Here is a 24,085-nt window from a genome sequence, read left to right as displayed (position 1 = left end):
GGTGTTCCCGGTCACATCTCCTCTCAGGGGGGTGTGGTCAACCCCCCTGTCCCATGGTGCTGGCCCCCCGTCCAACGTGGGTGGTGGCGCCATAGTTGCGGAGGGTCTCCGATCCGTACGTTTCAAAGGTCAGCCCCTGTCGTCTCGGATACCGGAGACCCGCCCATGCCCCAAGCAGCAGCACTCGCGGAACGCCCCACAGCCGGCGTCGGCGAGCGGCCCGCCGGAAGCGCATTCGCCCCCCTTCTGCGCACTGTCAAGGAGCAGGGCCTTCTGAGCCGACGTGTCGGCTGGTACACGCGCACCATCACGGCCAACACCCTGGCGCTGCTGGCCGTGGGTGCCGGGATGTTCGCCATCGGAGCCTCGTGGTGGGTGCTGCTGCTCGCCCCCGTGCTGTCCGTCCTCTGCGCCCGCACGGCATTCATCGGCCATGACGCGGGGCATTCACAGATAACCGGCAACCGATCCGTCAGCCGTGCCCTCGGTCTCGTGCACGGCAATCTACTGCTCGGGATGAGCTCGGCCTGGTGGAACGACAAGCACAACAGACATCACGCCAACCCCAACCATGTCGACAAGGACCCCGATGTCGCGGCGGACGTCCTCGTCTGGACCACCAGGCAGGCACGTCTGCGTGTCGGATTCCGCCGCTGGCTCACGCGCAACCAGGCCTGGCTCTTCTTCCCGCTGACCCTCCTCCAGGGCGTCGCCATGAAGATCTACGGCTTCCAGGACCTTCGGCGCCAGCCCCCGCGCGAGCGTGCCGTGGAAGGAGTGCTCCTCGTCGCCCACCTGGCCTGCTACGTGACCTTGCTGCTGGTCACCATGCCTCTGGGGCACGCGCTCGCCTTCGCCGCCATCCACCAGGCACTGTTCGGTCTGCACCTCGGGCTCGCCTTCGCGCCCAATCACAAGGGCATGGAGATGCCCGACCCGGACGGTGAGCGCTGGGGCCACCTGCGCCGCCAGGTCCTCACCTCGCGCAACGTCCGCGGTGGTCTGCTCACCGACTGGTTCCTCGGCGGACTCAACTACCAGATCGAGCACCACCTGTTTCCCAGCATGCCCCGGCCTCATCTGCGACTCGCCCAGCCCGTCGTACGCGAATACTGCGCCGCGGCCGGCATGTCCTATGCGGAGGCCGGCTTCGTCGACTCCTACCGTCAGGTGCTGCGCCACATGTACGAAGTCGGCGAGCCCCTGCGGGTCGAATAGGGCGACCGGGCGTGGTGTCGGCAGCCAGTAGGGGAGCGACTCAGGGGTCTTTCAGGGTCGCGATCAGGAACCGCGGTGCCACCGGTGCCGTTCTTCCAGACAGAGAGCGGCGCCAGCCGCGAAGGAGGCGACGGACATGTCGAGGAACGCGAAGATTGCCGCAGGTGGTGTCGCGGCCGGGCTCATCATGCTGTTCTGGCTGCCATGGTGGGCCGCACTCCTGATCGTGCTCGGAGTCCCCGTGGCCGCCTATCTGACACTCGACCCGGGGCAGCGGCGCAGGCTGCGTCGTGCCAGACGCAGGGAGGTCGGCCGCTGAGACCGGACCGCCGAGTCCACCGCGGAACCAGCCCGATGACCGGGCGCGGACGGTTCTCACGTCGGGCCCGCGACGCGGCGCAGGCGGGGCGCCCGCGACGGTGCTCAGGCGGGGCGGACCGCCATCTCGTCGAGAGCCTCCAGGAGCGCGGGAAGCGCCGGCCCACGGCCCACCGGCAGCACCTCTCCAGGCTCCTCGTCCAGAAGGACGAACGCGATGTCGTCGGTTCTGGCGACCATCGACCAGCCGGGGCCGTCGGCGCGCAACGTGCGGGCGTCCCCCGAGGCGAAGGACGAGCGCACCCGGCCCAAGGGCGGCGGAGTCTCCAGATAGGCACGGGCCTCGGCGAGGACACGTTGGACACCGGTCATCGGCGCCTCCTCTGCTTCCGCTGATTTGACGCCCGGGGCCCCGTCCGATGTGAAGCCGACACCTTTCGGGAGGCTGACATCATCCGGGAAGTCGGCATCATCGACCTGTTCCCGCCACTTCGCCCACCGCAGGGCTATCTCGTCGGCGCCGAGCCGCCGCTGAGCCGGGCCCCAGCCGTCGGATTGCGGCGGAGCGAGCGGCTGTCGTCCCTCGCACCCGGAGTCGGGCTCAGGGTCGTGCGGAGCGGGCACGCCGGGCGCCGCGACAGCGACCGCGAGAGGCCACCCGGGCAGCGCGGCCACGACTGTGTGCTCCTCGGGGGACAGGTCGTACTCCATCCCGCAGTCCCAGGAGGCGATCGCCACGGCGACGAGGGAAACGTCGTCGACGACCACCGTCCACCGCGCCCCGGCACCGTCCTGGCCGAGCACCAGCCCGTACCCGGCGGCGAGCGGCGCCAGGCCGAGTGCCGCGCAGGCCTCCGGATAGTCGTCGCCCAGCACGCTGGGGAACTTCGCGGGCGTCAGGAGCACCGCCGTCAGCACGTACAGCGCGTCGTCATCGGCAGCGTCGTCCGTCCCAGGCATGCCGGCCTCCCCTCGCTTGATCCGTCGGCGCACCCTAACCAGTCGCCCCAGAGGCCGTCGAGGGGTGGACGGTCAAGGAAATTACCGGACGCCTGTCCCGTTACGTCTCATGGAGCGCGGGCGACGACTCAGGACGCGGGCAGACCCAGCAGCGTACGAGCCACCGCTCGGGGGGACTCGTCGCGTTCCCTCGCGAGGGCGATGACCGCCCGGCACGCGAGTTCGCTGACGCCGAAGGACAGTGCCTCTGGAGAGACCCACCCCATGGCCTCGTCCATCTCGTCCTGATCGTCCTCGGCGCGGGCCGCCACGTACACGGCGGCCGCTTCGAAGAGATTGTGCGGGCGTCGACGCTTGCTCGGGCCCGGTGCGCGTTTCCCGACGCCCCGCTTGTCGGCGGGCAAGTACTTGCGGAACCTGTCAAACATATGGACGACCTTCCCCCGGAACGGCTGCCCCCGGAATGACTTCCGTCGTTGATCTCTGTGGTTGTCCCTCACCAACGTAGAGTGAGTACTCCGGTCGCAGAAGGGGGATCACGCGGTGAAGCGTTTCGAGCGGCTCAGGCAGATCAGGCGCCTCGACCCGGAGCGGGACCACCTCGAGATCTACCGGCTCACCGCGACCCTCGAATTCCCATGGGACTACACGCGTGCACTCGAACTAGCCCTGTACCGCACCTATGCGGTGCCCAGCATCGGCCGACTGCTCTCGGAGACCGCCGAACTGACGGATCGCACGCAGAAGAGGTACGACGACACAGCGCTGCTCCTCGACGCCGTCGTGGAGCACGGCTTCCGCAGTGACGAGGGCCGCACGGCGATCCGCCGCATCAACCAGATGCACCGCAGTTACGACATCAGCAACGACGACATGCGCTACGTACTGTGCACGTTCGTGGTCATGCCCAAGCGGTGGATCGACTCCTACGGCTGGCGCAGGCTCTCGCGCCATGAGATGGCTGCCGCCGCCGTGTACTACCGCACCCTCGGGCAGCACATGGGGATCAAGGAAATCCCGGCCTCGTACGAGGAGTTCGAACGCTGTCTCGACGACTACGAAGAGGCCCACTTTGGTTGGGACCAAGGGGCGCGTGAGGTGTCCGACGCGACCCTCGACCTGATGGCGTCCTGGTATCCACGTCCCTTGGCGCCCGTGTTGCGCTCCGCGACCCTCGCCCTGCTAGACGAGCCCCTGTTGCGCGCGTTCCGGTACGAACAGCCGAGTGCTGTCGTTCGCTCACTGGTCAGGGGTGGCGTGCGACTGCGTGGACGCGCCGTACGGCTGATGCCACCACGGAGCACGCCGCGCTACGCCCGACAGAACCGGGAGATCAAGGGCTACCCCGAGGGGTATGAAGTCTCCGAGCTCGGGTCGTTTCCCGTGCCGGGACTCCGCGGATGTCCGGTCCCGCATCAGGGCCGGTCAGCGGCCGCCCCCGCCGAGTGACGCCAAGGTTTCGCGCAGCCAGGTGAGTTCCGCCAGGCTGGTCGCGCGAGCGATCTGCAGGATGCCGCGCCGGAAGGGGTCGTCGAGCTCCTCCGCGCGCAGCGGCCGCTCTCCGTCATAGAAGAAGCTCGCCGGCTCCTCCAGAAATGCCAACCGCCTGCGCAGCACCGCGGCTTGGGCCGCCTCGTCGTCCAGGTGGCGCAGGAAGGCGAGAAGTGTGAACCAGCGGTTCTCGTCGGTGATGTCCCCCCGCGCCGGGTCCGCGAGCCGCTTGCGCAGCTCCAGCTTGCCGTCCGGCGTGAGAGTGAGGACATGTCGCGGTGCCGCGACGGCACCTGGTTGCGTCTCGCGGGCGAGGAGGCCCGCCTTCTCCAACCGTTTGATGGCGGGGTAGAGGGTGCTCTCCGCGACGGGCCGCACGTGTCCGGTGAGCGCGGTGATCCGCTTGCGCAGCTCATAGCCGTGCAGAGCGGAGTCATGGAGAAAACCGAGGATGGCCAGTTCGAGCATGGCCAGCATTCTGCCGCACCCGGGCTTCACCCGGTGTACATCAGATACGTAATACATCGGTGGCGATGTATTGTCGGTGGCTCGTGACGGGCGAGTGCCGTCATGGACGACGGAAGGGGTGAAGGGCGGCCATGGCCATGCGTGAGGTGCGCTTCGACGCACAGGGGAGCAGTCTGCGTTGGACGGAGGTCGACGGGGCCGAACCGGCACGGGTGTACGTCCACGGTCTCGGCTCGGCATCGGCCGTCTATCACGCTCACATCGCCGCCAGACCCGAACTGGCAGGCCGACGCTCGTTGTTCGTGGACCTCCCCGGTCACGGCATCAGCGACCGGCCCGCCGACTACGGTTACACGCTTGACGACCACGCGGAAGCGTTGGCCATGGTTCTTGACGAGGCGCCGGTCGCAGAGGCGGAGATCATCGCGCACAGCATGGGCGGCGCCGTCGCCATCGTGCTCGCACATCGACGCCCCGACCTGGTGTCGCGACTGGTCCTCACCGAGGCCAACCTCGACCCCGACCCACCGTTGACGGCCGCCGGCAGCGGCATCGCCACGTACACGGAGGAGGACTTCGTCAGCGGCGGCGGCTACGCGCGCGTGCTGGAGAAGGTGGGACCCGTCTGGGCGGCCACCATGCGGCTCACCGACCCTCGGGCCCTGCATCGAAGCGCGGTCGGTCTTACGGCCGGCACGAGGCCCACGATGCGCCGCATGCTGATGGCACTGCCCATGGACCGCGTCTACGTGCAGGGCGCGGCCAGCGGGGACCTCCCCGGACACGACGCACTGACGGCGTCCGGAGTACGGCTGGTGACTGCTCCCGGAGCGGGGCACAACGTCATGTTCGACAACGCCGACGCGTTCGCCGCCGTGGTCGCCGGCCGTTCCTGACGGTCGTTCTTGAGGCGCCGCACAGCCGCACCAGACCTGAGGGCGGGGCCTGGCGCGGGCCCGAGCGCCGGGCTCGCTCAGCCCTCTCGTACGGCCAGGGCGAGGAAGCGGGCATCCTCGTCGACGTATGACGTCATGCGCCAGCCGGAACCGGCGAGGAGCGGGCCGAGTCGGGCTTCCGCCCGCAGATCGTCCGGGGTGATCTGCCGTCCCTGCCGGGCCGCGAGCGCGGCCCGGCCAATGGGATGGAAGAGGGCGAGCAGGCCACCGGGGCGCACCACGCGCCGCAACTCCCGCAGATCCTCCGCCGGATGCGGCAGGTGTGAGATCAGCCCCGCGCCGAAGACGGCGTCGAGTGACGCGGTGCGCAGCGGCAGGCGCTCCACGTCGGCGAGCAGGAGCCGCCCGGCGCGGTCCCTGCCCGCCCGCCTCGCGGCCTCCAGCATGGCGGGCGTCAGATCGGCGCCGAGGACGATCCCCGTGGGGCCCACGGCCTCCCTGAGAGGCGAGAGGGCGCGCCCGGTGCCGCAGCCCGCGTCGAGTACCCGCGCCCCCGGACGAAGGCCCAGTTCGGCGACAGCGGCCCGGTAGGCGGGGCCGTCATCGGGGAACCGGGTGTCCCAATCGGCGGCGCGGGCCGTGAAGAAGTCCTGGACCTGTGTCGGGTCATCGCTCATGCGAGCCATGATCCCTCAAAGAACCGCGCGCACGTTGGGTGCACCCGCTCGAACATGGCGCGGTCGTTGAGGGGCACCGGGTGCATACCGCCCGGCTGCTCGACTCGGTGCGCTGACCTCGACGGAGCGCTGACTCAGTCGGAGACGTCGGCGTACGCGAGCACCTTGTCGATCTTCACGCGCACCAGGAGCTCGCCGGGGACGCCGTTGCGCTTGCCGAACTCCTCGGCGCGTTCCTCACCCATGTACCGCGCGCCGAGCCGAGCGGCCCAGTGCCGCACCTGGTCGATGTCCTCGATCAATTCGGCGCGGCCTTGCAGAACGACGAACGCGAACGGCGGCCGGTCGTCGTCCACGCACAGGGCCACGCGACCATCGCGGGCGAGGTTTCGCCCCTTGACCGTTTCCTTGCCGGTGTTGAACACCAGGTCATCACCGTCGAGCAGAAACCAGATCGGTGCGATGTGTGGGGCGCCGTCCGCCCTGACGGTCGAGAGCTTGCCGGTTCGTGTGCCGTGCGAGACGAAGTCCCGCCACTGTTCATCGGTCATCTTCTGTGCCATGGCCCCATCATGCTTGCCGGGGCGCCGGTCGTGGGGAAGGCTGGCAGGTCAGATCCTCCAGCCAGGGGGAACGGACACGGGGAGACGGGACCATGGGGCAGAGCACGGGGCTTGGCTGGCTGCTGGACGACCTGACGCGACGGATGGAGCATGTGCGCCATGCGCTGGTGCTGTCCAACGACGGGCTGGTGACAGGTGCGAGTTCGGACCTGGAGCGCGAGGACGCGGAGCACCTGGCCGCGGTCTCCTCGGGACTCCACAGCCTCGCCAAAGGCTCGGGGCGCCACTTCCGCGCCGGCAACGTCCGCCAGACCATGATCGAGTTCGACGACGCGGTCCTCTTCGTGACCGCGGCGGGCGATGGCAGCTGCCTGTGCGTCCTCAGCTCCGCCGAGGCGGACATCGGTCAGGTCGCCTACGAGATGACGCTCCTCGTGAACCGCGTCGGGGAGCACCTGGGCGTGGGGGCCCGCCACCCGGAACGCACGCCGAGCGTGGATCTCTGATCGGCGTCATGGGCCTCTGACCAGGCCTGACGCCGCCACGACAAGAGTTATCCACAGGCTCAGCGAAGGTCGTGGTGATCGGGCTACGGTTTTTCCCGAGAGCAATCACGTCTCACGGGGGAGCAGCACGATGACAGGTGACACCATCACGCAGCCGACCACGGCTTCGGCCGCTCGGCCGTCGCTCACGTTGAGCGGCGCCGCGAGGGAACTGGGTCTCAAGCGCGGCGAGTTCGACCTCGCGGTCATGCTGGGGCGCGTTCGTACCTTGGGGGACGGGGCCGGCGGTCAGCGCCGGGTCACCCGCGAGGAGATCGCCCGGGTACGTGGCGGGGAAGGGTTTCCCGAGGCGCTGCGAGAGAGCGTCAGAGCCGTGGGCACCACCGAGGGCGCGGACATGATGGACATCAGCGCGGCCCGCTTCACCCGACTAGCCCGCGTCGGCGCTCTGACGCCGGTGAAGTTCTACCTGAACAGGTACCGAGCGGTCGTCTGGCTCTACCTCGCACAGGAACTGAGGCAGTTCGCCGAGGCCGAAGCCAATGCCGACCTCCTCACGGGGCGTCTGCCGGGACCGTTGCGCGCACGGCTCGAAGAGGGCCAGGACCTCAGGGCGCGCAACTGGCGCGGCAGGTACGCGGACTTCCTGCTGCGGCAGTCGGAGGACCCCTGGGAGCGCGTCGCCGCCATGGCCTCCCTGCTCGATCCTGCGCAGACCGCAGAGATCATCAGCGATCCGTACGAACGCGCCTACCTCAACCGGCTGAAACCCGTACCGCGCTCCCAGGGAGCAGCGGATTCACCCGTGGCGCGCATCGTCGAGAGGATCACGACCGCGGATGACCCGGACGAGATCCGTTGGCTGCGCTCCAGCCTGCTGATTGGCCTCATGCAGGCCCGCACACTCCGCCCGGCGCCCCGACCCGCACCACGGCCCGTGGACGAACCGCGGGCTCCCACCGAAGAACACGAGCCACCGGCGGATGTCGTGGTCGACGTGCCGGTCCAGGAGAGCCGGGGCCTGCTGACATGGTTGCGTCGCAGGCGTACCTAGGCTCACGGTGCGACGTCACCCGCGTCGACGGGGTCATACCGTCGCGTCATACCGTTGCATCCAGGTCTTTGGCGTACTCCTCGATGGCGGGCCGATAACCCGCGATGTCCGGGTCATCGCTCGTGGTGGCGAGCAACCTCAGGAGCATTTCCATCGCATCGTGTGTGCGGCCGGTGTTGTACAGAGCCATCGCCAGGAACGTCTTGAGGGCACCGTCATCGGGAAACTCCGCCGCCGCAGCGCTCAGGGTGGTGACGGCTTCCTCGTAGCGGCCGAGGATCCGGTAGGTGCTGCCAAGGCCCAGGAGCGCCCCGCGCCGATCGCCTTCGGCGAGTCCCGCACCGCCGAGCGCGCGCTCGTAATACGGGACCGCCTCGGCCTCCAGACCGAGCGTGTCGTGAACCCAAGCGGTCTGGTACGCCACTTCGGCGTCCTGAGGAAACCGCGAGGAGAGGGCCACGAGCCGATCGCGGGCCTCGTCCTTTCGACCTGCCTCGCGCAAACCCACGGCCTCGGCAAGCAGCCGATCCCGTTCCCCGTCCTCGACCACATTCCCGCCCGAGCCGTTCATGTCCCCGCCGTCCCCTCACTGCCTTGCCCACTGGAATTTCCCTGCTTGCCGAAGCTGCTCTGTTCGCGGAAGCCGCCCTGCCCACCGAAGCCGTCCTGCTCACTGAACGATGCCTCGTCGGCGGGCGTCGGCTCGAGCGGAGAGCTGTCTGACGTGATCATCCTGAATCGTGCATGGAACGGAGGCGCACGTGCCTAGCCATTTCCGCCCGAACTCCGCCCGCCGGTCGTCAACCGGCCAGTTCCTCCTCGAGCCACGTGCGGCCACGGGTGCGCGCGGCCAGTCGTACACCGCCCAGCCGTTCGGCGAGGCGCTCGGCCTCGGCCCGCACCGCACTCCGCGCGTCCGATCCGACGTCTTCGAGGAACCCGCACACGATCTCGCCCCGGCCGTCCTGCGCCCAGCCGCCCACGATACGGCCGTTCCACCACAAGGAGGGGCCGATGTTGCCGTTCCTGTCGAACAGGCGCGGCCCGTGGTCGCCGAGAAACCAGCCGCGGTTCTGCCAGCCCATCGGTGTCGAATCCAGCGCCGGCAGCAGCGCGGCCCAGGGCTCCGGCGCGGGCGTCTGCGCCACGTCGTCGGGCAGGAGAAGGCCGAACTGTCCGTCCAAGTCGACCTCGATGGGGCGCAGTTCCGACAGAGCCCGCTTCGTCTGGGTCTTCGTCCACCCCGCCCACCAGCGCAGGTCGTCCGCCGTGGCCGGGCCGAACACCCGCAGCCAGCGCCGGGCGAGCTCGGTCTCCGCGTCCTGAGTGCTCCAGTCGGTGAGCCCGCCGGGGAGCCAGTCCGTCAAAGACGCCCAGCGGTACTGGTGCGAGGTCCACGTGCCGCGGGGACGGCCACGCACGACATGTCCCTCGGCGGCGAGCAGCAGGAGGAGCCGGCTGGCCAGCTTCTGCCGGCCCTCGTAGCTCTTGCCCCGCGCCATCACCAACTCCGTGCCCAGCCGAGGGTCGTCACTCGCCAGCTCGGCCGCGGTCGCCTCGCCCCGCTCCTTGAGGGCCCGCAACGCCGCCTGCTCGGCAGCCGCCAGCCATGCGGCTACTCCCGCAGTGTCGGCGGCGACCCCGGACTCCGCCAGCATTCTCAGGACCAGGCGACGCTCCCGGGCGGCGACAGCTCGCGAACACGCGGCCTGCAGAACGGGAGCGACATCAAGGGAGGTCACGAAGACCGTGCGGCGCATTCCCAGCAACCGGATCAACGAGCGGTCCTCGTAGAGCGCCCGCTCGACGTCCGCCACCCGGCCGTCCCGCATACGGGCCCAGGCGCCCACGTACACCGACGACGGATCGGTCCCGTGCAGCGCCAGCAGCGACCGCGCCACCTCAACCGGATCGTCCGCCTTGGTATCGGCCGTCAGCCGGTGGCGCACCGCCAGGCGCGCCCGGCGCTCGGCCGCATCGATCCGCCGCAACATGCCTCCCGAATCTGTCCCCGGTCGCTCACGCGCCCGCCACCGGACTGTCCATGTGACGTTCTCCGTAAGGGCGGAACAGCCCTTCCTGGACGACCGACACCAGGAGGCGGCCCTCGGTGTCGTAGATGCGGCCCCGGGCGAGACCGCGTCCCCCGGTCGCGATGGGGGACTCCTGGTCGTACAGGAACCAGTCGTCCGCGCGGAACGGCCGGTGGAACCACATGGCGTGGTCGAGCGACGCCATGTCGAATCCGCGCGGGCCCCACAGCGGCTCCACGGGGATACGCACGGCGTCGAGGAGCGTCATGTCGCTCGCGTAGGTGAGCGCACAGGTGTGCACGAGCGGGTCATCGCCCAGCGGGCCGACGGCGCGCATCCACACGGCGCTGCGCGGCTCAGCGTCCTTGATCTCCTCGGCCGTCCAGCGCAGGCGATCGACATAGCGGATGTCGAAGGGCTGGCGACGGGCCATGCGCTCCAGCTGTTCGGGGAGCGCGCCGAGGTGCTCCTTGATCTCCTCCACGACCGTCGGAAGGGACTCCGGGTCGGGAGCGACGATGCGTGGCGGCAGCTGGTGTTCGAAGGCGCCCTGTTCGGGCTGATGGAAGGAGGCGGTGAGGTTGAAGATGGTGCGGCCCTGCTGGACCGCGGTGACGCGGCGTGTGGTGAAGGAGCGACCGTCCCTGACCCGCTCGACCTGGTACACGATGGGCACGCCCGGGCGGCCCGGACGCAGGAAGTACGCGTGCAGCGAGTGCACCGGCCGGTCGCCCTCAGTGGTGCGGCCGGCCGCCACCAGCGCCTGTCCGGCGACCTGCCCGCCGAACACCCGCTGCAGGGACTCCTCGGGACTGCGGCCCCGGAAGATGTTGACCTCGATCTGCTCCAGGTCCAGCAGGTCGACCAGCCGATCGGCGGGATTGTTCATGGCAGTTCCTCGACTCCTGTCCGAGACGCGCGGATCCTCGGGGCGGTCAGTGCTGGCCGACGTCCGTGACCCGGACGACGGCACGCCCCTCCTCGTCGGAGGCCGCGAGATCCACCTCGGCGCTGATGCCCCAGTCATGGTCGCCGTTCGGGTCGGCGAACGTCTGCCGGACGCGCCACAGACCGTGCTCCGGATCCTCCTCGATGAGCAGGAGCTTCGGGCCACGGGCGTCGGGGCCGGTGCCGAGATCCTCGTACTCGTCCCAGTACTTGTCCATGGCCTCGCCCCAGGCGTCCGCGTCCCAGCCGGACTCTCCGTCCATCTCGCCCAGCTCCTCGACATGGTCGAGAGCGGCCAGCTCGACCCTGCGGAACAGGGCGTTGCGCACCAGGACGCGGAAGGCGCGGGCGTTGGCCGTGACCGGCTTGACCTGGTCGGCCTTCTCCTGGGCCTCCTCGGCCGTCATGACCTCGGGGTTCGCCAGCTGCTCCCACTCGTCGAGGAGGCTGGAGTCGACCTGTCGGACCATCTCGCCCAGCCAGGCGATCAGATCCTCCAGGTCCTCGGACTTCAGGTCGTCCGGGATGGTGTGCTCCAGGGCCTTGTACGCGCTCGCGAGGTAACGCAGCACGATGCCCTCGGTGCGGGCGAGCTCGTAGAAGGACGTGAACTCGGTGAACGTCAGTGCCCGCTCGTACATGTCGCGGACGACGGACTTCGGGGAGAGCGGGTGGTCACCGACCCACGGGTGGCTCGTACGGTACGTGTTGTACGCGTGGAAGAGCAGCTCCTCCAGCGGCTTCGGGTAGGTGATGTCCTGGAGCCGCTCCATCCGGTCCTCGTACTCGACACCGTCCGCCTTCATCAACGCCACGGCCTCACCGCGCGCCTTGTTCTGCTGGGCGGCGAGAATCTGGCGCGGGTCGTCGAGGGTGGATTCGACCACCGACACCATGTCGAGCGCGTACGAAGGCGACTCGGGGTCGAGGATGTCGAATGCGGCGAGGGCGAACGTGGACAGCGGCTGGTTGAGCGCGAAGTCCTGCTGAAGGTCGACCGTCAGGCGCACGACACGGCCCGTGGCGTCCGGCTCGTCGAGCTTCTCGACGACACCGCCGGCGAGGAGCGAGCGGTAGATCGCGATGGCCCGGCGGATGTGCCGCAGCTGCTGCTTGCGCGGCTCGTGGTTGTCCTCGAGGAGGTGACGCATCGCCTTGAAGGCGTTGCCGGGGCGGGCGATCACGGACAGCAGCATCGTGTGGGTGACCCGGAAGCGGGAGGTCAGCGGCTCAGGCTCGGACGCGATCAGCTTCTCGAAGGTGTTCTCGGTCCAGCCCACGAAACCCTCGGGAGCCTTCTTGCGGACCACCTTGCGACGCTTCTTCGCATCGTCACCCGCCTTGGCGAGCGCCTTCTCGTTCTCGATGACGTGCTCGGGCGCCTGCGCGACGACGAGGCCCGCGGTGTCGAAGCCCGCGCGCCCGGCCCGGCCGGCGATCTGGTGGAACTCCCGCGCGCGCAGGGTGCGGACACGATTGCCGTCGTACTTGGTGAGCGCGGTGAACAGCACGGTGCGGATCGGGACATTGACGCCGACACCGAGGGTGTCGGTGCCGCAGATGACCTTGAGGAGTCCGGCCTGGGCCAGCTTCTCGACCAGGCGGCGGTACTTGGGCAGCATGCCCGCGTGGTGCACGCCGATGCCATGGCGGACGTACCGGGAGAGGTTGCGGCCGAACTTGGTGGTGAAGCGGAAATTGCCGATCAGATCGGCGATCTTGTCCTTCTCCTCGCGCGTGCACATGTTGATGCTCATCAGCGACTGCGCACGCTCGACGGCCTGGGCCTGCGTGAAGTGCACGATGTAGACGGGCGCCTGTTTCGTCTCGAGCAGCTCGGTGAGCGTCTCGGTGATCGGCGTCAATCGGTACTCGTACGACAGCGGCACGGGGCGCGTCGCGGAGCGCACCACCGAGGTGGGCCGGCCTGTGCGGCGCGTCAGGTCCTTCTCGAACATGGAGACGTCGCCGAGCGTCGCCGACATGAGGATGAACTGGGCCTGAGGCAGTTCGAGCAGCGGGATCTGCCAGGCCCAGCCGCGGTCCGGCTCGGCGTAGAAGTGGAACTCGTCCATCACCACCTGGCCGATGTCGGCGTCCTTGCCGTCACGCAGCGCGATCGAGGCGAGGACCTCGGCGGTGCAGCAGATGACGGGGGCGTCGGAGTTGACCGACGCGTCGCCCGTGAGCATGCCGACGTTCTCGGTGCCGAAGAGTTTGCACAGGTCGAAGAACTTCTCCGACACCAGCGCCTTGATGGGCGCCGTGTAGAAGGTGACCTTGTCCTGGGCGAGAGCCGTGAAGTGGGCGCCCGCGGCCACCAGGCTCTTGCCCGAGCCGGTCGGAGTGGACAAGATCACGTTGGCCCCGGAGACCACCTCGATCAGCGCCTCCTCCTGAGCCGGGTAGAGGGTGATCCCCTGGTCCTCGGCCCACGAGGAGAAGGCTTCGAAGAGGGCATCGGGGTCGGCATCCGGCGGCAGCTGATCAATAAGGGTCACACCCCCATCTTGCCTTCCTTCTCTCCCGATGCGGGAACCGGAGGTCCCCACGAAGATCATGGCCGCTACGCTGTGTCGCCAACGGGGTGTCAGAAGTCTGGAAATGGGGCGGGCAGCAGCAATGATGGGACCGGCACACTCACTGTCGGGGGCCGCGGCCTGGCTCGGCGTCGGCGCGGCCGCCGCGGCCGCGGGGCACACGATGCCCTGGCCGGTTCTGCTCGTAGGGGCCCTGATCTGTGCCGGGGCGGCGCTCGCGCCCGACCTCGACCACAAGTCCGCGACCATCTCGCGCGCCTTCGGACCCCTCTCGCGGGGCGTGTGCGAGATCGTGGACAAGCTCTCGTACGCCGTCTACAAAGCGACACGCAAGCAGGGGGACCCGCGCCGCTCGGGCGGGCACCGCACACTGACACACACCTGGCTGTGGGCGGTACTGATAGGGGCGGGTGCCTCGGCCCTGGCGATCTTCGGTGGACGCTGGGCGGTTCTCGGGCTTCTCTTCGTCCACCTGGTGCTCGCCATCGAAGGCCTGCTGTGGCGGGCGGCGCGTGGGTCGAGCAGCGATGTGCTGGTGTGGCTGCTGGCCGCGACGAGCGCCTGGATCCTCGCCGGAGTCCTCGACAAGCCCGGCAACGGTTCGGACTGGCTGTTCACCGCGCCCGGCCAGGAGTATCTGTGGCTGGGACTGCCGATCGTGCTGGGCGCGCTGGTGCACGACCTGGGGGACGCGCTGACGATCTCCGGGTGCCCGGTCCTGTGGCCCATTCCCATCGGCCGCAAGCGCTGGTATCCCGTCGGGCCACCGAAGGCGTTGCGCTTCCGGGCCGGCAGCTGGATCGAGCTGAAGGTCCTGATGCCGGTGTTCATGCTGCTCGGAGGAGTGGGCGGCGCGGCCGCACTCAACTTCATCTGACCGCAGGCCCCTCTTGGACCGCAGGCCCCTCTTGGACCGCAGACCCCTCCTGGCCTGTCGGCTCCTCCTGGACCGCCGGCCCTTCCCGGGCGGCCGGCCCCGGCTCAGGTGTCGGCCCGAGATCTCGGGGCCGGCAGGCGCTCGCCGTGCCAGGAGTGCCAGAGCGCGGCGTAGGAGCCGCCGCTCGTCACCAGGTCCTCATGGGTGCCGAGCTCTGTCACCCGGCCGTCCTCCATGACAGCGACACGGTCCGCGTCATGGGCTGTCTGGAGACGGTGGGCGATGGCGATGACCGTTCGCCCGCGCAGGACAGCGGCCAGCGCCCGTTCGGTGTGACGTGCGGTCGTCGGGTCCAGGAGCGCGGTGGCCTCGTCGAGGATCAGTGTGTGCGGGTCGGCGAGCACGACCCTGGCCAGCGCCAGCTGCTGGGCCTGCGCCCCGGTCAGCCGATGTGCGCCGGAACCCAGCTCGCTGTCCAGGCCGCCCGGCAGCTGCGCCGCCCACTCGGCGCCGACCGCCTTCAGGGCGGCGAGCAGCTCGGCGTCCGTGGCGGACTCCGCCGCGATCACCAGGTTGTCCCGGAGTGTGCCCAGGAACACGTGGTGCTCCTGGGTGACGAGGACGACCTGACGGCGCAGCCGCTCGGGGGACAGGTCGGTGACCGGGACCCCACCGACGGTCACCGCGCCCTTGGCCGGCGCGTCGACCCCCGCGAGGAGTCGGCTCAGGGTGGTCTTGCCCGCGCCGGAGGGGCCCACGATCGCGAGGCGTTCGCCGGGCCGCACGGACAGGTCGACACCGCGCAGGACCTCGGCGCCGTCGCCGTAGGCGAAGTGCACACCGGAGACATCGATACGGTCGTCTTCCGGGGCACGGTCGGCGGACGCGGGCGGGGCGGCCGCGCCGGGAGGTTCCGTCGGTTCGACTGCCAGGCCTTCGACACGGGCGAAGGAGGCTCCGCTGCTCTGCAACTCCTCGACCCGCTGCAGGATCGTGTCCAGCGGCTGGGAGAGCTGACGCAGATAGAGCGCCGAGGCGATCACCGTGCCCAGGCTCACCGTGCCGTGCCCGTGCAGCGTGCCGCCGACGAGGAGCACGGCGACCACCGGGACCACGTACGAGATGTCGATGGAGGGGAACAGGACACTGCGCAGGAACAGGGTGCGCTCGCGGGAGACGACGCACCGTTCGATCTCCTTCTCGCTGTCCGCGATGCGACGCTCCCGCAGACCGAAGGCCTCGATGGTGCGCGCCCCCGACGCGGTGGTGGCGAGGACCTCGGCGAGCGCGGAGTGGGCCTCGCCCTGGCCGAGGTAGGCGGCGCGGGCCCGCCGCAGGTACCAGCGGGTGGCGAACCAGATGCCGATGAGGCCGAGCACTCCACAGGCACCGAGCAACGGATCGAGCAGAAACACCGCACCGAGGATGAACAGTGCCTGCACGGCTGCCACGAACACGTCGGGCCCGGTATCGCGCAGCGTCTGCCCGGCGGTCGCGACGTCGGAGGTGCCGCGTGCCGTGAGATCTCCCGCGCCGGCACGCTCGACGACCGAGGCGGGCAGCGCGAGCGCCCGGTCGACGAACTGCTCGCGGATACGGGCCAGGGTGCGCTCGCCGAAGCGGTGTCCGAGGTGGCGGGCGTGGCGCGCCAGGAGGAGTTGCGCCAGGGCGGCGGCGAGGATGCCGAGGGCCAGGCGGTCCACGGCCTCGACGCTTCCGCCGTCCTTGACCGTGTTGACGATACGACCGAGGAGCCAGGGTCCCACCAGGCCCGTGGCAGCGGCGAGCGCATTGAAAACGATCATGGCGGTGAAGGTCCGGGCGTCCTGCCGTATCAACGCCCACGCGGCGCGGCGGACCTGGCGAGGGCCGGCGACGGGCAGGTGCCCCGGCGTGGCTTCCGGGCCGCCATCCATGCGGCTGGTCGTCATCGGAGGGCCTCATGACTCGGTTCGGAGGATGCGGGTGGTGCTGGTGTGCCGTCGTGCTCCTTGTCGCCGTCCGCTGGTTCCGGCTCCGTGCACGCACTCGAAGTACCGGAGCCTCGCGAGACCATGCTCCGGTAGCCCGGGTGCGTGGCCAGCAGGTCGGTGTGGCGGCCGACGGCGGCCACGCGGCCCCTGACCAGGTGGTACACGATGTCGGCCTGGTCGAGGAGGAGAGGAGAGGTGCCGGCCACAAGGGTCGTGCGGCCGCTGCGGGCGGCGCGCAGCCGAGCCGCCATCCTGGCTTCGGTGTGGGCATCGACCGCCGAGGTGGGTTCGACCGCCAGCAGGACCTCGGGGTCGGCGAGCAGGGCGCGTGCCAGGCGTATGCGCTGGCGCTGACCTCCGGAGAGGTTGTGGCCCTGGGCATCGAGGCGGGCGCCGAGCCCGCCGGGCAGGCCGAGGACGATGTCACGGGCCACGGCCTCGTCGATCACACGGACGAGAGCCTGGTCGTCCGGGTGCAGGCGGCCGGATATCGCCGCGCGCAGCGTACCGGCGAAGAGGTCGGCTTCGTTGTCGGTGACGAGGATCCGGGCGCGGACCTGGTCGAGGGGGATGGCGTCCAGGCGGACCTCGCCCCAGGTGGCCGCAGAAGGAGCGAACCGGCCGAGCCGGTCGACCACAGCCACGGCGTCCGACGGCTGGGCGCTGACGAGCGCGGTGAGGACGCCGGGTGCCACCTCCACGCCGGACAGCGGATCGCGCAGCACAGCCGAGCGCCCGGGCGCCTCGGCGGGGCCGCCACACTCCCCGGGAGAGCCCGCTCCTACGGGCACCTCATGCTCGGGAGGCCCGTGCCTGCTCCCTGCACCCTCTTCCGGTTTCCGCCCCTCTTCGGCGGTGTAGTCCTCCGGTTCCAGGTTGAGGAAGCGCACGACCCGGCGAGCCGAGACCAGGCCCCGGCCGATGTCGTAACCGCTCTCGATGAAGGACGACACCGGCACCACGAGGACGGCGACGTATCCGTAGACGGCGACCAGTTCGCCGACCGTGATGGTTCCCTCGGCGGCCATGCGGGCGGCGAGCCACGTCACGGTGGCGAGGAACACCGTGGGCAGGCCGAGCGCGAAGGCCTGGATCCAGCTCATCGACGAGCCCACGCGGTAACCGTCGTGGAGCAGCTTTCGAGAACCGTCGCGGTAGCGGGCGGCGAAGACTCCTTTGCCGCCGAGGCCGTTGAGAACGCGCAGGCCGCCGACCAGGTCGCCGAGTACGGCGGCAAGGGCGCCCTGCCGTTCCCGATAGGCCGTCTCCGCGCCTTGCAGGCGGCCGAGGAAGGGGCCGACCAACAGGGCGAGCACGGGCACCCCCACCAGCACCACCACCGCGAGCAGGGCGGAGACGGACAGCAGCAGTACGGCCACCACCACGTAGGCGGCCACCGCGCCCACGCCAGGTCCCGTCACGGTGAGGGTCTGGCCGATGACGCCCACGTCGGAGTGCCCGATCGTGACGACCTCACCGGCCGAGACCCGCCGGGGCAGCGCGGCACCGAGGCGGGTCGCGTGGTCCACCACCACGCGCACGGTGCGGAAGTAGGCGTCCAGCCGGACCCGGGTCATGGTGCGGTGCCGCATGATCGACAGCCAGGCGTCGAGCACTCCGATGCCGAACAGGGCGGCCGTCCAGCCGAGCAACGCCCCCTGGTCGCCGGGCCGCAGTCCGTCATCGATGGCGCGCGACAGGACGTACGGAGGCAGCGTCAGGCCCATCATCCACGCGGTGCCCAGCAGGGCCCCGCCGGCGATGCGCCGCCGCTGCATGGCGGTGACCCACCAGAGGTAGCGGGCAGGTCCGCGCCGATCGGGGACACCGGGGTCCGTGGAAAGATCCGTGGAGGGTGCAGCCATCCACGTACCCTAACCACCCCTGCAAGGGCGAGCGGAAAGACCTCAGGGCTGCCCTTACCCGAACCAGGGCGGCCCCCGCCCGTACTCCTCCTCGCACCAGGCCTGCCTCCACCCCCGCTGTAGGGAGCGCGATTTCATGAGCACTGGCTCCTGCGGACTCCCTGAATTCCTCGCCCGTCGGGTGCCAAACCGAACAAGCGATGAGGTTGCAGTTGCCCAGTCGCGCACCCGCTGTCCTGGTTTGTGACGGCAAGGCCCTCGATCCCATTGAGCGCCATGCCCCCGCTCTGGCGGCGGGAGCGGCTACCGCCGGTAGAAGAATGAGGTGTCCATCGGCCCGGGGGCGATGTTGTTGACCGAGATGTTGCGGCCGAACGGTTCCTTCGACAGTTCGACAGGGCGTCCTCGATGCGGCGGGCGGCCTCGCGTATCGATCACGCAGAACGCGGCCTTGGACAGCGCGACGGTGCGGTGTCCGTCCACGCCGGTGGGGGACTGGGGCGTTCCCCGCGCTTATCTCGTAGGCATCTTCGGGTTCTGCGCGCCTTGGGCCGATGAGACAGCGACGATGAGACAGCGAGCGTCGCCCGGTCGGTAGCGACCGTCAGTAAAAGCGCGAGCACCACACGTGGAGGAGTGCCAATGAGTCAGGAAAAGGGCGGCAAGCCGGACCCGGCTGCGCACAAGAAGCAGCCTGAAGCAATCCTTTCTGCACAATTGTTCGTCGCTCATACGAAGAAGCAGCTCCATCCCAAGGCGGCCCGGGCAGTGGCTGCGGCGTTGATCTTCGTTATGGAGGTGATCTTGGATGGCGCTCGTGGCCTCCGGTTGAACGCGGACGCCGACGAGGCGGGTGGTAGGGAGATCCAGCCTCGCCAGGTGGAGGACGCGATCCGGTCGGACGACGAGTTGCGCCGCTTGTTGGCCGCTTGGCTGCTCGAGAGGGCACCGGCTGGCCGGACCGAGCCGCAGCCTGTGGCGAGTACTCCGGAAGGTGCCCTTGAGGGCGCCATCGACCGAATGATGAGCGCGATCAACCCGAACGAAGCCGTCGCTGTCAGCGCGTCGGCCATGAGTGTCCTGGCCGGCCTGCTCGCCCTTCTCATCGAACAACTGATGGACGCCGCCGATGCGTTCTCCACGAGGGTTGGCAGCAACGTCATCTACGCGGAAGATGTCCGCGCGGCTGTCCAGGTGATGCTGACGGGCGAACTGCGTCGGCTCGCCGACCGGGAGATCAGCAGCGCGACCGCTTGACCGCGTCCGGGCCCACGCACGTGCCCAGCCCCGACCCCGGGTCTGCCTGAGCGTTTTCTGGCCCTGCCGAGCGGATGTGGCCGACCGGGTTCACACTGTGCGGCAACTCGGAGGCTCCCCAGCCGTATTGAGTGTCGAAGGCGCGATCTCTGACCCGCAGCTGATTAATGATCTACTCCTCGTGACGGGGCGGAAGGGGGCCTCTCGCTGAATGCCCCCCACGAGGGAATGTGGTGGTGTCATTGGGGCGGGGCGGGCGAGTCGCGGTGCTGGGTGGTGGCGTGGCCGGGTTGACGGCGGCGATGGAGCTGGCGGAGCGCGGCTTCGAGGTGACGGTGGCGGAGCCCGCCGGCTGGGGTGGCAAGGCCCGCAGTGCGTGGGTGGCGGGGACCGGCCGCGGCGGGCGGCTGGACCTGCCCAGTGAGCACGGGTTCCGTTTCTTCCCCGGGTTCTACCGGAGTCTGCCGGACACTCTGCGCCGTATCCCTGTCGACGGCAGCACGGAAGGGGTGGCGGGCAATCTTCGGGAGGCGACACAGATGCTCTCCGCGCGCTCGGGCCGGGTGGGTGAGCGGGTCACGGACGTGTCCGCGGCTGCGAGTACGCGCACTCCGATGGAGTTCCTGCGTGCTGTCGGGTTGGAGGCGGGTGGCAGGGGGCTGACGAGCGAGGAACTGCTGTTCTTCGCGAACCGGATGCTCGTCTACATGACGAGCAGTGACGAGCGGCGGCTGGGCCAGTGGGAGTCGACCTCCTGGTGGGACTTCGCCGCGGCCGACGGCGCCTCCGAGGAGTACCTCAAGGCGTGCGTGGTGGGGGCGACCCGCACGGTGGTCGCGGCACGGGCCGAGGTCTGCAGCGCGCATACGGTCGGTGGGTTCCTGGAGGCGTTCAGTTTCGGATTCCTCGGCCGGGGTGAGGAACCGCAGTCGGCGGACCGGGTGCTCAACGGCCCCACCACCACAGCCTGGATCGACCCGTGGATCCGTCATCTGATGTCCCTGGGAGTGCGGCTGGAACTCGGATGGGGGGTCGAGCGGCTGGCCCTGAGCGGTCGCCGTGTCACCGGGGCCCACCTGCGCGATCCGGCCGGTCGGCGGCGGGAGCTGGAAGCTGACTGGTATGTCTGCGCGCTGCCGGTCCATCGCATCGGCGCGCTGCTGGACCGCGGACTGGCGGAGGCCGACGCCGAGCTCAAGAACGTGACGGGACTGCACACGGACTGGATGGTCGGCATGCAGTTCTACCTGACCCAGCCGGTGCCGGTCATCCACGGCCATGTCCTGTTCCTGGACTCGCCCTGGGCGCTCACCTCGATCAGCCAGGCCCAGTTCTGGGACTGCGACTTCCCGTCCACCTACGGCGACGGGACGGTGGCCGACTGCCTGTCGGTGGACATCTCCTCCTGGGACACCCCGGGCATCCTGTACGGCAAGCCGGCCCGTGAGTGCAGCCGGGCGCAGATCGCGGCCGAGGTCTGGGCGCAGCTGTGCGACGGGCTCAACGGATCTGGTCGAACCCGCCTGCACAAGGGGTTGCTGCACTCCTGGGAGCTGGATCCGGCGGTGCGGAACCTGGACGAGCCGGGGCCGGCCGTCAACGACGAGCCGCTGCTGATCAACACCACCGGTTCCTGGGAGGCGCGCCCACGGGCGGTGACGGCGGCGGCGAACCTGTTCATGGCCGGGGACTACGTGCGCTCCCCGGTGAACCTGGCGACGATGGAAGGCGCGAACCAGGCCGCCCGCCTCGCCGTGAACGCCCTGCTGGAGGCTGCCGGTGACACCGGGGTCCCCGCGGCCGTGCACGCCCTCTACCAGCCGCAGGAACTGCGCAGGCTCAAGGAGGTGGACGCCGAGCTGTTCGAGCAGGGCCGCGCTCACCTCATGGACGGGCCGCCTCCGTGGAAGGTCAGTGCACGCGACTGATCACGACCGTGCACAGCGCTTCAAGGTCTTCGAGAGCCGAGGGTACGGTGGTGAGGCGGTGCAGGCGGTCGCGTGCGGCCGTCGCGTGCTGGGCGGCGCGGTCGCTGGTCCAGCGCCGGCCGCCCGCCTCCTCGACCAGGCGGGCGATGCCGGCCGTATCGCCCCCGGGCTGCGAGTACAGGAGAGCGAGTTCGTCGCCGGCCGGGGTCGCGGACGTCAGCGCGGCAACCACGGGCACCGACATCTTGCGGTTCTTCAGATCGTTGAAGACGGGCTTTCCGGTCACCGCCGGGTCGCCCCAGATGCCGAGCAGGTCGTCCACGAGCTGGAAGGCCATGCCGAGGTCGTGTCCTGCCTCCGCCCATTGGGCGCAGACGGCCGGGTCGGCGCCTCCGTAGAGGGCACCCAGTCGGCAAGCGCAGGCGAACAGCGAGGCGGTCTTGCCCGAGACCATCTCCAGACACTCCGCCAAGGTCACCCGGGTCCGTCCTTCGAAGACCAGGTCCAGACTCTCGCCGACCGCCAGTTGGATCAGCACGTCCACCAGAGCGGCCGACGCCTCACGAGCCACCGGCCCGTCCGGCCCGTCGGCTTCCGACAGGACGTCGAACGCGGTCAGCATCATCGCGTCCGCGGACCGGACGGCGGACGACGGGCCGAAAACCTGCCAAGCGGCCGCACGGTGGCGCCGCACCGTGTCACCGTCCAGAACATCGTCGTGGAGAAGCGACAGGTTGTGCACCATCTCCACCGCCGCGGCCGCCGGCACCGCCCGCCGGTCCACACCTCCCACCGCACGCGCACACGCCAGAGTCAGGGCAGCACGAACGTACTTACCGCCTTGACGTACGCCCTCCCCCGACCAGCCGAACTGATAGGCAGCCACCTCAGCAGCGGGCCCCTGCAGCGATCCCACCCACCGCCGCAGCTGCTCCTCGCAAGCCTCGCTCGCGCTCCGCAGCACCTCATCGACCGTGCCCACCGTCAAACCCCCGTCGTCAGCTCCACACGAAACCATGCTGCCCCGGCTGTCGGCGGGCAGGATCCGTCCTGGGCCCCATGATGGTGGGTCCGACAGGTGCAGAACTTCGCCGCCACCTCGGCAGTGCGTCCGAGCGGGCACGAGAAGCGTCAGAAATACTGCTGCACATGAATGAACCCCTACCCACCAGCACGTCCGGCAGGTCCGGACTGTCGCGACGGCTGGTCCCCATGACCGGCCGTGACCCGGACGAGCACGGACGGACCGCCTCACCGCTGGAGCTCTTGTTCGATCTGACGTTCGTGGTCGCCGTCGGTACGGCGGCGTTCCAGTTCGCCGAGATGGTGGCCGGGGGGCATGCCGGGCAGGCGGTCATCGCGTTCGTACTGGCGATGTTCGCGATCAGCATCGCCTGGATCAGCTTCAGCTGGTTCGCCTCCGCCTTCGCCACCGACGACTGGCTCTACCGGGCCCTGACGATGCTGCAGATGATCGGCGTCGTCGTGTTCTCACTCGGCCTGCCGGCGATGTTCCACTCCGTAGAGGAGGGCAGCCACCTCGAACTGCGCGCCATGGTCATCGGCTACGTCGTCATGCGGATCGCGATGGTGCTCCAGTGGTGGCGCGCCGCCCGGCAGTCTCCCTCGTTCCACGACGTCGGCATGGCCAACATCCGCTGGACGCTGATCGTCCAGGCGGGCTGGATCGTCGCGGCCTTCGTCCACATGCCGATCGCCGTCGTCTTCGCTGCGTTCGGCGTCCTGGGCGCCCTCGAACTCGTCCTGCCGGTGCTCACACAGGGGTCCGCGGGCGGCACGCCCTGGCACCCGCACCACGTCGCCGAACGGTACGGACTCTTTGCGATCATCGTCCTCGGCGAGGGCGTCGTCGGTACGGTCGCTTCCTCCGGCGATCTCCTGGGCGGCGGGGACGGCACGCACTGGACCTGGAACGCCATCGCCGTGGTCATTGCCGGTGTCGGGCTGACCTTCGGCATGTGGTGGATGTACTTCCTGACGCCGTTCGGCGACATCCTGGTACACCGACGCAAGCGCGGATATCTCTTCGGCTACGGCCACATCCCGCTGTTCATCGGCGTCGCCGCAGCCGGCGCCGGGCTCCACGTCGCGGGCCTGTACATGGAGCATCACGCCAAGACCTCCGGCACCGCCGTCGTCCTCGCCCTCGCGCTCCCGGTCGGCCTCTACATGCTGATGGTCTATCTCCTGCATACCCTGCTGCTGTCCACGGCCGACCGCTTCCACCTCCTTCTGGTCGCCCTCACCATCGCCGTGCTGCTCACTGCGGTTCTCCTGGCCGCCGCCGGCGTGGGCATCGCGGTATGCCTGCTGGTCGTCATGCTCGCGCCGTTCGTCACCGTGATCGGCTACGAGACGGTCGGACACCGCCATCAGCAGAAGATGCTGCGAGAACTTGGCGCGCAGTAGGCAGGGCGCCACCTTCATCGGACAACACATCTCACCAGCAACGCGCACAGTACGGGCGGTGCAGGCCCCACCCCTCACGGCTG

22 protein-coding genes and 1 pseudogene are annotated in these 24,085 nt (G+C 69.5%); 10 read left to right on the top strand and 13 right to left on the bottom strand.

All coding sequences use genetic code 11. The features are described 5' to 3' along the window. Positions 1-165 precede the first annotated feature (165 nt). Positions 166-1,218: a fatty acid desaturase family protein gene (locus ACZ5GP_RS11285; RefSeq protein WP_468750601.1), complete on the top strand. Its 1,053-nt coding sequence runs from the start codon at positions 166-168 to the stop codon at positions 1,216-1,218. A gap of 136 nt (positions 1,219-1,354) precedes the next feature. Then, positions 1,355-1,537: a hypothetical protein gene (locus ACZ5GP_RS11280; RefSeq protein ID WP_468750600.1), complete on the top strand. Its 183-nt coding sequence runs from the start codon at positions 1,355-1,357 to the stop codon at positions 1,535-1,537. 104 nt (positions 1,538-1,641) lie between these two features. Here the strand turns inward: ACZ5GP_RS11280 and ACZ5GP_RS11275 are convergent, their stop codons facing one another. Then, entirely contained in the window at positions 1,642-2,496 is an 855-nt protein-coding gene (locus ACZ5GP_RS11275; protein ID WP_468750599.1) for a hypothetical protein, read from the bottom strand. Positions 2,497-2,624: 128 nt separating this feature from the next. Next, a complete protein-coding gene (locus ACZ5GP_RS11270; RefSeq protein WP_468750598.1) occupies positions 2,625-2,924 on the bottom strand; it encodes a hypothetical protein in 300 nt (99 codons plus the stop codon). Between the two features lie 115 nt (positions 2,925-3,039). Here ACZ5GP_RS11270 and ACZ5GP_RS11265 point away from each other — a divergent pair, with 115 nt between their 5' ends. Beyond that, positions 3,040-3,945 carry an oxygenase MpaB family protein gene (locus tag ACZ5GP_RS11265; protein WP_468750597.1) on the top strand — a complete coding sequence of 302 codons (906 nt, stop codon included), beginning with the start codon at positions 3,040-3,042 and terminating at the stop codon, positions 3,943-3,945. Here ACZ5GP_RS11265 and ACZ5GP_RS11260 read toward each other — a convergent pair. Further along, the gene (locus ACZ5GP_RS11260) at positions 3,922-4,455 is read right to left on the bottom strand and encodes a PadR family transcriptional regulator (protein ID WP_468750596.1); all 534 of its coding nucleotides are present in this window, start codon (positions 4,453-4,455) and stop codon (positions 3,922-3,924) included. The genes ACZ5GP_RS11265 and ACZ5GP_RS11260 overlap by 24 nt on opposite strands. Positions 4,456-4,592: 137 nt before the next feature. On the opposite strand from ACZ5GP_RS11260, the gene ACZ5GP_RS11255 reads away from it, so the two are divergent. Next, positions 4,593-5,351: an alpha/beta fold hydrolase gene (locus ACZ5GP_RS11255; protein ID WP_468750731.1), complete on the top strand. Its 759-nt coding sequence runs from the start codon at positions 4,593-4,595 to the stop codon at positions 5,349-5,351. Between the two features lie 77 nt (positions 5,352-5,428). Here the strand turns inward: ACZ5GP_RS11255 and ACZ5GP_RS11250 are convergent, their stop codons facing one another. Further along, positions 5,429-6,028 carry a class I SAM-dependent methyltransferase gene (locus ACZ5GP_RS11250; protein ID WP_468750595.1) on the bottom strand — a complete coding sequence of 200 codons (600 nt, stop codon included), beginning with the start codon at positions 6,026-6,028 and terminating at the stop codon, positions 5,429-5,431. A gap of 134 nt (positions 6,029-6,162) precedes the next feature. After that, complete coding sequence (locus ACZ5GP_RS11245) at positions 6,163-6,591, bottom strand: PPOX class F420-dependent oxidoreductase (RefSeq protein ID WP_468750594.1); 429 nt, start codon at positions 6,589-6,591, stop codon at positions 6,163-6,165. A gap of 92 nt (positions 6,592-6,683) precedes the next feature. On the opposite strand from ACZ5GP_RS11245, the gene ACZ5GP_RS11240 reads away from it, so the two are divergent. Further along, a complete protein-coding gene (locus ACZ5GP_RS11240) occupies positions 6,684-7,097 on the top strand; it encodes a roadblock/LC7 domain-containing protein (RefSeq protein ID WP_358696418.1) in 414 nt (137 codons plus the stop codon). Positions 7,098-7,227: 130 nt separating this feature from the next. Continuing rightward, on the top strand, positions 7,228-8,151 hold the full coding sequence (locus tag ACZ5GP_RS11235; RefSeq protein ID WP_468750593.1) for a DUF6397 family protein: 924 nt from the start codon (positions 7,228-7,230) through the stop codon (positions 8,149-8,151). A gap of 46 nt (positions 8,152-8,197) precedes the next feature. On the opposite strand, the gene ACZ5GP_RS11230 is transcribed toward ACZ5GP_RS11235, so the two are convergent. The 4 genes from ACZ5GP_RS11230 to ACZ5GP_RS11215 form a co-directional block, all read right to left on the bottom strand. Continuing rightward, positions 8,198-8,722 carry a tetratricopeptide repeat protein gene (locus ACZ5GP_RS11230; protein WP_468750592.1) on the bottom strand — a complete coding sequence of 175 codons (525 nt, stop codon included), beginning with the start codon at positions 8,720-8,722 and terminating at the stop codon, positions 8,198-8,200. Positions 8,723-8,951: 229 nt separating this feature from the next. Further along, positions 8,952-10,145, bottom strand: a complete 1,194-nt coding sequence (locus tag ACZ5GP_RS11225) for a winged helix DNA-binding domain-containing protein (RefSeq protein ID WP_468750591.1) — start codon at positions 10,143-10,145, stop codon at positions 8,952-8,954. Positions 10,146-10,170: 25 nt separating this feature from the next. Then, the gene (locus tag ACZ5GP_RS11220) at positions 10,171-11,073 is read right to left on the bottom strand and encodes an acyl-CoA thioesterase (RefSeq protein ID WP_468750590.1); all 903 of its coding nucleotides are present in this window, start codon (positions 11,071-11,073) and stop codon (positions 10,171-10,173) included. A 46-nt stretch (positions 11,074-11,119) separates the two neighbouring features. After that, positions 11,120-13,693: a DEAD/DEAH box helicase gene (locus tag ACZ5GP_RS11215; RefSeq protein WP_468750589.1), complete on the bottom strand. Its 2,574-nt coding sequence runs from the start codon at positions 13,691-13,693 to the stop codon at positions 11,120-11,122. Positions 13,694-13,754: 61 nt separating this feature from the next. Here ACZ5GP_RS11215 and ACZ5GP_RS11210 point away from each other — a divergent pair, with 61 nt between their 5' ends. Next, positions 13,755-14,549 (top strand): metal-dependent hydrolase, encoded by a 795-nt coding sequence (locus ACZ5GP_RS11210; RefSeq protein WP_468750588.1) that lies wholly within the window; start codon positions 13,755-13,757, stop codon positions 14,547-14,549. A gap of 104 nt (positions 14,550-14,653) precedes the next feature. Here ACZ5GP_RS11210 and ACZ5GP_RS11205 read toward each other — a convergent pair whose 3' ends face one another. From ACZ5GP_RS11205 to ACZ5GP_RS11195, 3 genes and pseudogenes are all read right to left on the bottom strand, one after another. Further along, a complete protein-coding gene (locus ACZ5GP_RS11205) occupies positions 14,654-16,480 on the bottom strand; it encodes an ABC transporter ATP-binding protein (RefSeq protein WP_468750587.1) in 1,827 nt (608 codons plus the stop codon). After that, positions 16,477-18,387, bottom strand: a complete 1,911-nt coding sequence (locus ACZ5GP_RS11200; protein ID WP_468750586.1) for an ABC transporter transmembrane domain-containing protein — start codon at positions 18,385-18,387, stop codon at positions 16,477-16,479. Before ACZ5GP_RS11200 ends, ACZ5GP_RS11205 begins: the two co-directional genes overlap by 4 nt. Before the next feature lie 312 nt (positions 18,388-18,699). Beyond that, positions 18,700-18,777, bottom strand: a pseudogene (locus ACZ5GP_RS11195) (SDR family oxidoreductase); the annotation flags it as partial. A gap of 252 nt (positions 18,778-19,029) precedes the next feature. On the opposite strand from ACZ5GP_RS11195, the gene ACZ5GP_RS11190 reads away from it, so the two are divergent. Both ACZ5GP_RS11190 and ACZ5GP_RS11185 read left to right on the top strand, forming a co-directional pair. Continuing rightward, positions 19,030-19,644, top strand: a complete 615-nt coding sequence (locus tag ACZ5GP_RS11190) for a hypothetical protein (protein ID WP_468750585.1) — start codon at positions 19,030-19,032, stop codon at positions 19,642-19,644. Between the two features lie 230 nt (positions 19,645-19,874). After that, positions 19,875-21,572 (top strand): hydroxysqualene dehydroxylase, encoded by a 1,698-nt coding sequence (locus ACZ5GP_RS11185; RefSeq protein WP_468750584.1) that lies wholly within the window; start codon positions 19,875-19,877, stop codon positions 21,570-21,572. On the opposite strand, the gene ACZ5GP_RS11180 is transcribed toward ACZ5GP_RS11185, so the two are convergent. After that, complete coding sequence (locus ACZ5GP_RS11180; protein WP_468750583.1) at positions 21,556-22,554, bottom strand: polyprenyl synthetase family protein; 999 nt, start codon at positions 22,552-22,554, stop codon at positions 21,556-21,558. The two genes, ACZ5GP_RS11185 and ACZ5GP_RS11180, sit on opposite strands and share 17 nt — an antisense overlap. Positions 22,555-22,721: 167 nt before the next feature. On the opposite strand from ACZ5GP_RS11180, the gene ACZ5GP_RS11175 reads away from it, so the two are divergent. After that, positions 22,722-24,002, top strand: a complete 1,281-nt coding sequence (locus ACZ5GP_RS11175) for a low temperature requirement protein A (protein WP_468750582.1) — start codon at positions 22,722-22,724, stop codon at positions 24,000-24,002. Positions 24,003-24,085 lie beyond the last annotated feature (83 nt).

Source organism: Streptomyces sp. NPDC031466, assembly GCF_055581265.1.
Note: the sequence above shows the minus strand (reverse complement) of the source record. Positions and strands in the feature narration are given on the sequence as shown.